Below are 12093 nucleotides of genomic sequence, written 5' to 3'. Positions count from 1 at the left end.
ACTTAATTGGAATTAAATTTCATTATCTATGACGCGCAATTACGCATGGCATGATACGAGGATAAAAATGGGGAATAACGGCACTCTTGGGATCATCGCCGACGATATGACAGGCGCGTTGATGGTCGCTGCTTATTATGAAACAGCAGGCATTAGAACCGCTGTCGTGACAGATATCGAAGCTATCCGCGAATGTGCAGGCGAAGCTGTCGTCATATGGGCCGGCAGAACGCGTCTTGCTGAGCCGGACGAAGCAAAACGACAGATCACACGCGCAGCTGATGCATTTGATGCAATCGGTTGCGATCAGGTCATTTACAAAGTCTGTGCCAGTTTCGATTCAACCGAACAGGGCAATGTTGGGCCTGCTGCCGATCTGTTGCGCGCACGCTATAACCCCAGCAGTCTTCTATTCTGCCCCGGCTTTCCCAAGTTCAACGCCACGGTTCATCAAGGCTATCTCTTCTATCGAAGCCGCCTCATCTCTGAATCCGTCAAGCGCTATGACCCCGCCACTCCTATGAGCGATCCCGACATGGTGCGTTTCATCGGAAAACAGACGAACGAGCCGATCGGGCTTTTGCCCCACTCCGTACTGCTTAAAGGCAAAGACGCAGCGCAAGCACATCTTGATGAACTCGCAAATGCAGGCAAATGCTATTGCGTTGTCGATGCGAGCGATGACGGTGACGTCAGGATAGCCGCCGAACTGGCACGGGCACAGCCAACAATGGTCAGCTCCGACGCTGTTCTCATTCAGCTTGGAATTGATCGCTTTGCGCCCAAGCCAGCCATCACCGTTGCGCCACCGTTACCAAGCCACGGCACTGCCGCGGTTCTGGTGGGAACAGTTGGTCCCATTGCGGATGGACAGATTGCGGTATTTGCCGAACAGCACCCGGTTTTGACTCTGGACCTTACCAAAGATGGCGATATCGACGCCATGGTGTCAAAAGCAATGGAATGGGCAAAAGATCATCACGGCAAACAGCCTTACCTCATTTCAACGGCGGTCAGTGATACTCGTGTCAAAGAAATCCAGACAGAGCTGGGCGTTCGCGGCGCAAGCGAAAAGGGTGAAAAGCTTATATCTGAGCTTGCTGCAGCAATTTTCGAACTCGGCGTCGACAAGCTTATCGTGGTTGGTGGTGAAACATCAGGTGGTGTCATCAAGCGCCTTGGTTTGCAGCGACTACGCGCCCTCCCTGATAACGGGATTGGAACCGGTTTCTGTCGAAGCGAGGGCAATGACCAGATCATTTTCTTCTTCAAATCCGGCAAAACAGGAACAGAGACGGTCTTTCTCGATTCCCTGGCCGCGATGTGATGCGAAGGTCTTGTAAGTGGTGAACGTAATTACCAATTAAGGAACACTTCCCGTCAAGACGCTTCCTGCCGCACTAATCAATGCGGTGTTTGAGGCTGTCCGGGGTAAAAAAGGGCGCTCCCCGTCACGGGTTGAGCGCCCTTTTATTTATCGGCCTAAGCCTTCGGATCAATCACCAGCTTATCTTGAGGCCGCCAGAGGCTTTGCCTGCAACATTCGTGGAACCGCCAAATTCGACAGCACCCCGAGCATAGAGGCTCACATTTTCCGAAACGCGCGCAACGACACCAACACCAACATCATAGGCTGTACCGCTCATGTCGTTACCGATGCTGGCTCCCGACGCGACGAGCCCGTTTTTGCCCTTGAACTCACGCTTGACGTTTGCGTCGGCATAAGTCGTGACAGACTTTACGAACTTTTTCTTTTGGGGTGCGTCCGGCAAAACTGCCGGAACCTTCTTAGTCACCGAGCCTTTTCTGCCCTTTATCGCGCTTGACGCAGGCTGGGATACCTCTTCTTCGTCACCGAAATAGATGGTCTTTTCCAGACGCACTCCAACACGACCAATAAGAGATTCAGCCGACTGGTCGTAAACATGAATGCCGTAAGTATCTGTAAAGCTATCTGCTTTGATTTTCGAATAGATCAACTGAGCTTGAGGTTGCAGTACGACATTGTTGCCCAGATCAAAACCATAACCGGCTTCAATGGATGCCGTCGTTGCACGTCCCTTGTAGCTATTCTGAAGCGCAAACCCGGAAACCGATTTTGCACTGACACCAAAGTCTATCCAGTCATGTTTGATAACGGCATCAACATAAACACCCGTGCCAGGCTTATAGTCGCTTGGAGCGACCTGCTGCCAGGTTACATAACCACCGAGGCCCTTGGACGAAATCGATCCGTCTGCTGTGCGGCCACGCACGTCAAAGCTCGAATTTGCATATTCGCCGAAAATGCCAACCGTGAGCTTGTCACCGGCAATAAACACATCGCCCTTCGAATAATCGACACCAATCTGAGCACCGGCGGTCGTCATGTCAAAGCCATGACCGTTATAGCCCGTGATGCTTTTCGGTGAATAAGATCCTGTCTTGCCGATGCCGCGCATCCAGACATTATAGCCGTCTCGCAGATCTTCGGCCCGCAGTTCACCAAGACGTTCGTGAAATGTATCAAGCGTTGTCAAAACATGGTTCTGGGCTGCAGCAAGAGCAATGTTATATCCCGGAACGATATCGACAACGTGTCCGGTACCCGGGCCGGGATTGACGGGAGGCTCAACCGGGCAATCGACATCCGGAGTGCAGACTGGCGGCTCGATAACATCCTTGCCATCGGTCTGCAGATACCAGTTCTGTCCATCGGCCTTGCGAAGCTGATAATCATAGATGCCGACGATTGCCGCCGAACCGAGTTTGAACTCGGCATCGCTTTGACCACCAACTTCAACAATCTGGATACCGTCCGTTGCACCGGTTCCCGTGAAGGCTCCAATGCCGCCATTGTTGCGGACATTGACCACACCAAGACCTGTTGTGTCGCCCGTCACAACAATCTTGTCAGTTTCGCTTGCAGCTCCACCTTCGTTGAGCTTGGTATTCAGCACGAACGATCCGTTGTTCATCGCAAGACTACCAACTGTGAGCGCCTTATATGGAGTGGCTGAATCAAATTCGATTGTGCCGTCATTGGTAAGAGCACCGACATCTGAAGAACCGGTCATCAGCCAATATGAAGTGCTATCAACTGCAACGCTCGTCACGCCTTTGCCGGCACCAGTCCAGATGCTGCTGTTGGATAAACTAGCATCGATAACCGTATCAGTGGATTCAACAACCATATCGCCAGAAAGCACAACATTGCCATCTGCCGCCAACATGGTGGTTGAGCCAGCCGCCGCCTGTAGCAAAGTGCCATTGCCACCGATAACCTGCGTTCCGCTCTTGAAATCGAAGCCGACACTTCCGCCGGACGTTTTTAAGGCCGGGCCATTTGCTGTCGCAATCAGAGAACCGTCTACAACGGCCATGCTATCACTCGCCAAAACGATACCCGCGCCGTTTACACCCGAAACACGCGCGATCGTGTTTGAAACTTGAACTGTGCTGCCATTCTGGGCAACCAGACCATGTGCGCCAATGCCCTCCGTTTGGACCGAGCTGTTCGCCACGGTGACTGCACCACCGCCACTCGCAAATGCACCATGTGCGCCTGCTCCAGTCGTGGTGACGCGTGAACCCTTGGCGCTGACAGTTGAACCAGCTCCAAATGCATGGAGGCCGCGCGCATCCGCGCCTTCCGTGCGCAACTCAACATTCGTCAGATCAACCAGTCCCCCACGCACGGCATAGGCTGCAGATCCATTAAGATCGTCGCCTTTCGTTGTTACGCTGCCACCATTCATGGTGAGAATTCCGCCGATATCACCTGCAACGACACCGCGACTATTTGCGGTGGTAATCACAACATTGGTCAGATTTGCTGTTCCACTATTATAAGCGACTGCGCCACCCGCATTGACGCCGGATGTGGTGATGCTGCCACCACTCATCTCGAGATGAGAGCCGGTATCCGTAACATTGAAGCCTGCACCACGTTCTCCGGAAGTCACAATATTCGTGTTGTTCAGTTTGGCAGTGCCGCCATTGGCTACAATCACTCCCACTGCCCAGGAATTACCTGTGCCATTGCCTTCAGTGATAATGGTTGCACCATCCAGATTGACAACACTGCCAGCAGAGGACCGCACACCCGCAGCACCGTCGCCCGTCGTGCGAATGATCGTGGCTTCGCCCGTTCGCAAGTCTCGACCGATATTGATCTCGCCACCGTTTGCAGCATTGATACCATCTGCACGAAAGCCCCCGGTCGAATAGCTGCCGCCATAGATGTTGCCTTGAGCCTTATCCCCATCTGCGGATAGCCCATAGGCCCAATCGCCCGCTGTTGTTACACCCACATTGGTGGCGTTGACTGTGCCACCGGAATAAATATCAATGCCATGCGACCCATCACCAGTCGTTGTGACTTCGGTATCAATCAAATTTGCAAAAGCATTCTCGTTACTTGCAATCACGCCCATCGAATTGTCGCGACTGGTTGAAACCGAGCTTTTTGTGAGGGTGAGGATGGCGCCCTGAGACGCAACTACCCCGTGTGACCTATCACCACTCGTTGAAACGACCACTCCATCTGCGTTCAGAATAGCTCCGGCATTGCTTACCAATATTCCGTTTGACGTGTCACCAAGTGTTGTAACCGTTCCGCCATTCATGGTCACGGTTGATGAGGCTTCCGCACTCACTCCAACGGAAGCGGTACCCTCAGTAACAATGCTGACATTGGTGAGATCGGCCTTCCCTTCCTGGACATAGACACCCTGTGCATAATCACCCTTGGTATGAACGGAAGTATCAACCGCCGTTACAGATGAATCCCGAAGTGCTGCAACAATGCCTGCTGCATAGTTGCCGGCGGTAGCGATAGAAGAGCCTGCCTGCAGGTTTATCACACCACCGAAATACGTCTGCGCGCCCACTGCTGCCTCACCGCCCGTTACGACAGTAACCGGACCATGCGTTTTGATTTCGCCATTCCAGATGGCGTATAAACCAATCCCCGCATCCCCATTGATCAGGCCGGTATCGATGGTTGTATCGCTTGGAACGTCAACCACAGTTCCATTCGCGATTACCTGCTGCGCGAAACTCGGCGAACTAAGCAGTGATAAGACCGCTGTCGATAGCCAAAGTCGTTTTATCGAGCTGCGAACGGTATTGCGCTGAGCGAGGCCATTATTGGCGGACATGATCCTGTTCCTTTCGAAGGGGCGTCTCTTCGGGTAAGTTTGGCGCGCACTTCTCCATCCCAAGCCGTCGGGTCGATGCGCTGAACTCTGCTGCTTTGAAACTTCGAACTGGAAGAACCGAGAACCGGCGGGTATTCGGTCCTTCCAGTCGCTATCCGTCACCTTGCGCGCGACGGAAGCTTTGAATTCCTTAGCCTTGAATTCGCCGGTCACAGCGTAAATGGCTGCGAAAAGCATAAACTTCACGTCGAGATGATTTCAGAATGAAAGGGAACAGGGCGAAACCCGCAAAAGGATCGCTTATCTAATTGATAATAAAAACATTTTTTTGATTCAAAATGGAAAGGAAAGCCGCTTTGCTATGGCTATGGCTATGGCTTTCCCTGCATCTGCTGATCAAGCGCACAGAGATAGGATGTCATCAGTTCTATCGAATGATCGGAAAGCGCTACAAACTGGCGCCGTCCATCATCAGGATCGAGCCAGCGTCGAACCAGGCCAACACTCTCCATTTCGTCTAACCGCCGCGACGCGGTCGCAGCCGAAACGCCTGACACGATGTAGAGAGAGGAGACAGAAACCTGCTTGTCTTGAAGATGGTTTTCCATCAGATCGAGAAGCATGTGCCAGGCGGGATCAACAAACAACTTGTCAGAAAAATAGCGCGTCTTGATATCGCGTATGCGCAGAAGCTCAAGCATCCGTTCTTTAGATGGGGCGTTGGCAAGAGCGTTCGGCTCATCATTATGAGATAAACCTTGAGCACTTTGCCGCTCCGAGCCGCTTGATGTCATTGGCTGCAATGTTTCCAGCATCGCGCCCAGTTGCTGCGCCTCCTGCATCAAACGGGAGAGCCGTTCATGGCCTTGAGACCATTGCGCCGCTTTCGCGCGCAGCTCATAGGCTTTGGTCGCTGCCTTTGCGACGGATTCCAGAAACGGCACTCGACGAACCGGCTTGTGAAGAAAATCCACTGCGTTCAGTCGTAGCGCCTCAACAGAGTTATCCAGCGTCGCATGGCCGGTTACAAAAATAACCTGCAACCAGTTTCGATCCGTGTATCGTTCGCGGATTGCCCTGAGCAGCTCGATACCATCCATCCCCGGCATCCGAATATCACTGACCACCACATCTATCTCTGGTGTTCTGTCGAGCAATTTCAACGCTGCCATAGCGGCAGAGGCACGCAGGCAATTATAGCCCGCGTCGGTGAGCGCCGTTCCCAGAACATCGAGCAATGCCTCTTCATCGTCGATCAGAAGGACCGTTGTATTGGCTGGCGAATTATCCATTTTCTGCCCCCTCCTTTTCGTCTTTTGCCGCACGCAGGATCAGTCGAAACTCTGCGCCCTTTGTACCGTTTTTGACTTCCAGCCGACCGCCCATATCGCGGGCCATACCATAGCTTAGCGATAATCCCAGCCCCGTGCCTTTACCGACGGACTTGGTCGTGAAAAACGGCTCGAACACGCGATCAAGATTAGCTAGCGGTATGCCCGGGCCGGAATCCTCGACAACGACGGCAATCATGTCATCGTCCGTTTGTTCAAAGCGGATTGCGATAAACTCGTCCTCGCCCCGCACCTCACGCCCATCGTCCTGTGGTCGGCTTTCCACGATAGCATCTCGCGCATTCAGCAACAGGTTAAGAACAATCTGCTCAATCAGCACAAGATCCGCAGTCATTTTGTAATCACCTATGCGGTACTCTTTGCGGATTGAAATGCCCTGATTTTCAATCTGTGTTCCAGCAATGGCAAGCACGCCTTCTACCGCTTCTGCCGGATCAACCGGGCGCAATGAGCCATCGCTGCGATGGCCGTAAATGCGCATATGCCGGACGATATTGGCAGCGCGATCAATCTGCCGACTGGCAAGATCGAGGCCATCGACAATCATCGCCTGATCGAGATTGCCACCAGAAACCCGCGCATGAAGATTGTCGACTGCCATCGCAAGCGTTGCGAGCGGCTGGTTGATCTCATGCGCGATCCCGGTTGCAACCTCTCCCAGAGTCACAAGCTTGCCTGCCTGATAGATTGACAGCTCCGCCTCGCGTCGCTCAGTAATATCGAGACCGACGGCCACCAGGTTCTTTATCTCACCGTCATTGGTTTTGATGGGCGAGACAGACCAGGAAAGCGCACGTTTTCGCCCGTCTGCCAAAGTGATATTGTTCACGGCTTGCCATGGGAGATTATCGACAACCGCTGAAAGCTGTTCGCCGAGTGGCCCGGCAATAGCACCAACCTCCGATTTCAGGGTTTCCATCTCGGGAAACAACTCGTGCATGGCCTGATTAGCAACAATCAAGCGCCCCTCAGCATCCGTTACGGCCATCAAAACACCGCCCGTATTGACGATTGTTTCGAGGAACTCTTTTTCGCGTCGTTGGTTTGCAGCCTCAATCATGACATGCACGAGCGAACTTCTATTTTGCATATATTTGCCGAGGATCACGCCAAGAACGCCAAGTGCTGCAAACAAAGCCAAAAGTGCGGCGACAATCAACGAGGATGCGGTCAGCCAAGCCTTATAGATCGGTTGCGTTGGCAATCCCACATAGGCAACGAGAGGCGCAGCGGACGAACGATAATAGGCAAAAATCCGCTCCGTCCCTGTTTTGACGGACGGGTTAATTCTGATGCCTTTACCAGCAGCCAATTGCTCTGGAATGTAAGCTGAAACATTCTGTCCGACGACAGCGGGTGAGCTCGAAGCACGGATGGTGCCATCCGTTCCCATCAATCCGAAAACCATGCCTGGCTGTTCGTCGAGCTGACTGTAAAAGCCATTGAGATAGGCCTCATCAACAACAATCAGGACATAGCCATCGAAGTTGCCATTGCCGTCACTGATGCGACGCGCATAGCTCATAGCCCATCCGCTAAAGTCGCCCGGCACACTCAGTTCAGATTTATAGGGCTTGCTGATGTAGAAATCAGCGGCATCCGGTCGGCTCAAGGCCTTGAAATCAACGGCATGGCTCAAATCGCGCCCGACCGGATAATCATCCATGCCGCTGGCATAGACTTTGCCGGTTCTGTCTATAATGGCAATTCCCATGGCAGCAGGCTCTGCGGCTGCGCGGCGACGCATGACTTCCGACAGAAGACCTTCATAGACAATTCGGTCAGCACGATCTTCCATCACTGCTCGGCTTAGCGCATCGAGCTTTGTGAAAACCTGCGTCGTATATTCCGCAAGCGCCTGGGCTAGAGACATGACTTGCTGGCCCGCACTATCTACACGGTTTGTATAGTCGCGGTAGATGATCGTCGTTGCGCCAAGTGATGCGATCAGGATGACAAAGGCCGCAGCAAACCAATAGGCTCGCATGGTCCGGCGGTCGATTTTAGTCAGACGTTCCATCTGTCTCCCAAAGTATGGCATCTCAGACTAAGCAATAAATAGCAGAATTACTAACAAACAGACCGCAATTGCTTTAACGCGCTATCTTACATTGCCGGGCAACCCATGCTGCCATCGCAACTGCAGGCGGATATCAGTTGCACGTTGATGAAGCATCGAATGTTTGCATTCTTCTATTGATGTCCATATCGGGAAATTGACCTGTCTGAATCCACATTCCGCATCCCGATATTTTCGCCATGCGGTTCTCGCTTCAATAAATTGTCTTTGACGCGAGGCAGGCAGACCAAACAGCAGCATCTCTTCCAGCTTCTGCAGATCGGGCGACACGGCCGCCACATTCAACGGCTCGACAGGACTTGCCCAGAGCAGCGATGACAAGAGGTACAGTGAAACAATATTGATCATCTGGCTTGCTCCCCACCCAACTCCCCCAACTCCCTTTGAGCGCAACGCATTGAATCAAAAAGGCAGCGCTCTTCGCGCTGCCTTTACTTTGTGACTTATTACTTCAGCTTGTCTTTGAACAAATCCAGCGCTTCAACCGCGCAAGCTTCGTCAAGATTACCGCCTGGTGCACCACCGATGCCGATTGCGCCGATGGTGTCATCACCAATCTTGATCGGAACGCCACCAGCCAGCACGAGGAAGCCCGGGATAGATACGAGCTGTGCTGCACCAGGATTTTTCTGCACATTCTCAGCCATCATGCTGGTTGGGGTGCGGGCGGATGCGGATGTGAACGCCTTTGCCTGCGCAGCATCAATCGTGTGCGGGCCAGCTTTGTCTGCACGCATCAGGGAACGGAGCAAACCGGCACGGTCAACAACAGCGACCGATACATTGTAGCCCTTGGCCGTGCAGATCTTCACGGCTTCGCTGGCAATTTCATTGGCAGTTGCCAGCGAAATGTTTTTCTCTTCAAGTTCGGCAGCCGAGACAGTGGCAGTACCAAGAACCAGAGCTGCGATTGCAGATACGATCAAGTTTTTCATTTTGACTTCCATCCGTTTGAGTTGTCATCACGAGAGTAGGGTCGAACAAATCGACGGTTTAACTGTCTCCCGACCGACGGCTGTTGCGGGGGCGTTGCCAATGCCGATCGGGAGCGCCTGACCTCAACCATACGAGGGTATCCGAGGCCTTGCCTGCTTCGCTACCAGGGTAGCGTTTTAAACTGTTCAACTTTCAGAGCAGTCAACAGCGTATTCCTTTAAACGCCGGAAATCATGAAGCTTAACGCTGCGATCCAGAATGTCAGGCATCCAGTGACCATGGTCAGCCATATCGGTACCAGAATGCGTTGGGGCAGCTTTTCCTCATACTCGAATGCCAATTCCGTTATGTCTGCAAACTCATTGCGCGAGGAATTTTTGAATTCAACTACAGACATTGGCTTCACCTTTCCGTGCTCTCAGCCTGCATCATTGCTGCGGGCTACGAAGCTAAAATGGAGCCATTGCCAATAAATTTCATCCCAGAGTGAATTCAGGATGAAAGCATTCAGCCTTAAACAGCCGCATGCACCAGTATCTAATTGAAATATTTTCATAATTTCAGGTTCAGATTGAACCTTCTTAGCTCGAAAAGCGTTCGATCCTTATCGAGCGGCTCAATTTTCGCCACTCGATTTCACTGTTATCGAAGCTGGATAGCGGGATTGCTGACTACTGCTGAGCAAGCTGCTGCTTCAACATATCGGCGACAACCTTATCAAAAGAAACGTCACCCTTTTTCGCGTTCTTCTGCATTTCACTTTCAACATACTCATCCCGCTTCTGGACAAGATCCGTCATCTGGCGCTCAAGCTCCGTTCTCACATTCAGGGTTTCATCGATAATCTTCTTCTGCTCCGCATGGGATTTGTCCTTCAACGAGGCTGGCAGCTCGCTTTCTTTGACTTCGTCCCATTTCAGGTTGTTGTTGCGGATATCGTCAAGAAGATCGCCGCCACCCGTAACAACCTCCTTCATCGATGATCGCTTGGAATAGAACTTGGAGTTCTCGACCTGCGCCTCCATCGGTGCTGCGGCTTTCGCGGCTAGTTTGCTGTTGAGCTCTTGCCTGATCGCGGCATTACCGTATGGCATGATTGTGTTATCGATGTTCTGCTGAACCGTAATGATCTCCTGATCATAGGGTGTTTTGACTTCATCAATACGTCCACCATCCTGCGCAATCTGGATATAGCGACCTGAACCACGCTCCGCGATATCCTTCCAGAAGTTGCGGGTTTCTTCAGAGTTACCCGCTTGGACGGCATTCACGCGAATATTTCGGCTTTTTGCTTCGGCCAAAATCTCAGGATATTTGCGCTCACCCTTATAATCCATGTGAGGTGGGGCATCGCCGACCAGGAACACAATTCTCTGGGTTGCGGAGCCTTCGCTCCATGTCAGTCGCCCAATCGCATTATCAAGCGCTTCATTGACGGATTCGGGATCATCACCGCCCCCATCAGCCTCAAAGCGCCTCAGATTTGCGTAAAGTGACTGCAAATCTTTGCTCATGTCGAAGGATTTGACCACATAATCGTCACCACGATCACGATATCCGATCAGTGCCATTCTTATATCTGCATCAGGCTGCACATCGACGATTGTATTCGCAATCGACCAGATTTTGCGCTTCGCTCCCTCAAGCAAATCTACCATTGACCCTGTGGTATCGAGTACGAAGGCCACTTCAATGCGTTTGGGTTGGGTTGATACCTGCTGGGGGGCTGGCTCGGCAAAGGATGCCGTGGCAAACAGGAGCGATGCAAATGCCGCTAATGCCGATGCTGTAGAAGCGCTTTTCATGAGTTCTCCGCCAATCGTTAGGGAGAATATAATGAGCCGCGACATTATGTCTTAAGTAAGCCTGCGAAGCCGCAATTAATAGGCAGACTTCAAGTGATGAGTGGTCGAGACCAAGCGAAGTAATATTACTCGATAGCATCCACGTTGCAGGTCAGCGTTGCACCCTGAGATGTAACAAATATTTTTTCCATAGTGGTGAACGATATCTCGTACCCCTCACCTACGAAAGTCTTCTGAGGAGCATCCGTTGTTTTCTCAAGCGAACGTTCACGTCCAAAAGCATTTAGAATGATCTGTTCGGGCTTGTCTTGCGAAGTGATAATCTCAATCGCATTTTCATGATCACATATATACGAGATATGATCCTGATCGGCTTCAGCCAAAGCAATACTCGGCGACAATGCAAGGGCAGCGATCAGGCAGAAGCGCATTCGAAACACACCTTCAATAATGATATAAGCCCATTCATAATCGAAAATTCGAAACTGCCAAAGAGAAGATTGAGCGGTTCTGAACAAGAATAACCATATGCACTGCGCGCTTCACTGGCAGTAGTGATGTCAACGGACCTGTTACGAGCTTACTAGTTGGCTTAGTATAGGGTTTCAAAGCCACTTTTTCAAAAGCGCCGCGTTGTGTCTTTAGGACCGTTGGATTTGCATTGTTCTGTGAGGCTAGCCGGCGGCCCAGTTTGTAAGCAGCATGGCTTATGTCGGCCTGCCCTTAGCCTTCTTCATCATCTATCAGAAACGGCAAAAGCCCGGGCTGCTTATGCACCG

General features: G+C 51.9%; 9 protein-coding genes. 1 reads left to right on the top strand and 8 read right to left on the bottom strand.

The window, feature by feature from the left end:
• The first annotated feature begins 106 nt into the window (after positions 1-106).
• Positions 107-1327 carry a four-carbon acid sugar kinase family protein gene (locus RT142_RS19695; RefSeq protein ID WP_409558594.1) on the top strand — a complete coding sequence of 407 codons (1221 nt, stop codon included), beginning with the start codon at positions 107-109 and terminating at the stop codon, positions 1325-1327.
• 172 nt (positions 1328-1499) lie between these two features.
• On the opposite strand, the gene RT142_RS19690 is transcribed toward RT142_RS19695, so the two are convergent.
• The 8 genes from RT142_RS19690 to RT142_RS19655 all read right to left on the bottom strand — a co-directional run bounded on the left by RT142_RS19690 (position 1500) and on the right by RT142_RS19655 (position 11832).
• The gene (locus tag RT142_RS19690; RefSeq protein WP_313030901.1) at positions 1500-5141 is read right to left on the bottom strand and encodes an autotransporter outer membrane beta-barrel domain-containing protein; all 3642 of its coding nucleotides are present in this window, start codon (positions 5139-5141) and stop codon (positions 1500-1502) included.
• Positions 5142-5512: 371 nt separating this feature from the next.
• Positions 5513-6433 carry a response regulator gene (locus RT142_RS19685; protein WP_313030899.1) on the bottom strand — a complete coding sequence of 307 codons (921 nt, stop codon included), beginning with the start codon at positions 6431-6433 and terminating at the stop codon, positions 5513-5515.
• A complete protein-coding gene (locus RT142_RS19680) occupies positions 6426-8513 on the bottom strand; it encodes an ATP-binding protein (protein ID WP_313030897.1) in 2088 nt (695 codons plus the stop codon). The genes RT142_RS19685 and RT142_RS19680 overlap by 8 nt, the downstream gene beginning before the upstream one ends.
• 81 nt (positions 8514-8594) lie before the next feature.
• The gene (locus RT142_RS19675) at positions 8595-8921 is read right to left on the bottom strand and encodes a lysozyme inhibitor LprI family protein (RefSeq protein ID WP_313030895.1); all 327 of its coding nucleotides are present in this window, start codon (positions 8919-8921) and stop codon (positions 8595-8597) included.
• A 98-nt stretch (positions 8922-9019) separates the two neighbouring features.
• Entirely contained in the window at positions 9020-9508 is a 489-nt protein-coding gene (locus tag RT142_RS19670) for a GlcG/HbpS family heme-binding protein (RefSeq protein ID WP_079213150.1), read from the bottom strand.
• Positions 9509-9726: 218 nt separating this feature from the next.
• The gene (locus RT142_RS19665; protein WP_039860536.1) at positions 9727-9906 is read right to left on the bottom strand and encodes a hypothetical protein; all 180 of its coding nucleotides are present in this window, start codon (positions 9904-9906) and stop codon (positions 9727-9729) included.
• A 274-nt stretch (positions 9907-10180) separates the two neighbouring features.
• Positions 10181-11314, bottom strand: a complete 1134-nt coding sequence (locus tag RT142_RS19660) for a vWA domain-containing protein (RefSeq protein ID WP_313030892.1) — start codon at positions 11312-11314, stop codon at positions 10181-10183.
• 125 nt (positions 11315-11439) lie between these two features.
• Positions 11440-11832: a hypothetical protein gene (locus RT142_RS19655; RefSeq protein ID WP_313030889.1), complete on the bottom strand. Its 393-nt coding sequence runs from the start codon at positions 11830-11832 to the stop codon at positions 11440-11442.
• Positions 11833-12093 lie beyond the last annotated feature (261 nt).

Origin of the sequence: Brucella sp. (assembly GCF_032066345.1) — a bacterium.
Classification (GTDB): domain Bacteria; phylum Pseudomonadota; class Alphaproteobacteria; order Rhizobiales; family Rhizobiaceae; genus Brucella; species Brucella pseudogrignonensis.
This window is presented reverse-complemented; position numbering and strand designations above follow the sequence as displayed.

What these genes read in the sequence shown, in the direction of transcription:
- RT142_RS19680 (WP_313030897.1), bottom strand. Translation starts at nt 8,513, where the DNA reads ATGGAACGTCTGACTAAAATCGACCGCCGGACCATGCGAGCCTATTGG.
- RT142_RS19685 (WP_313030899.1), bottom strand. Translation starts at nt 6,433, where the DNA reads ATGGATAATTCGCCAGCCAATACAACGGTCCTTCTGATCGACGATGAA.
- RT142_RS19675 (WP_313030895.1), bottom strand. Translation starts at nt 8,921, where the DNA reads ATGATCAATATTGTTTCACTGTACCTCTTGTCATCGCTGCTCTGGGCA.
- RT142_RS19665 (WP_039860536.1), bottom strand. Translation starts at nt 9,906, where the DNA reads ATGTCTGTAGTTGAATTCAAAAATTCCTCGCGCAATGAGTTTGCAGAC.
- RT142_RS19695 (WP_409558594.1), top strand. Translation starts at nt 107, where the DNA reads ATGACAGGCGCGTTGATGGTCGCTGCTTATTATGAAACAGCAGGCATT.
- RT142_RS19660 (WP_313030892.1), bottom strand. Translation starts at nt 11,314, where the DNA reads ATGAAAAGCGCTTCTACAGCATCGGCATTAGCGGCATTTGCATCGCTC.
- RT142_RS19690 (WP_313030901.1), bottom strand. Translation starts at nt 5,141, where the DNA reads ATGTCCGCCAATAATGGCCTCGCTCAGCGCAATACCGTTCGCAGCTCG.
- RT142_RS19670 (WP_079213150.1), bottom strand. Translation starts at nt 9,508, where the DNA reads ATGAAAAACTTGATCGTATCTGCAATCGCAGCTCTGGTTCTTGGTACT.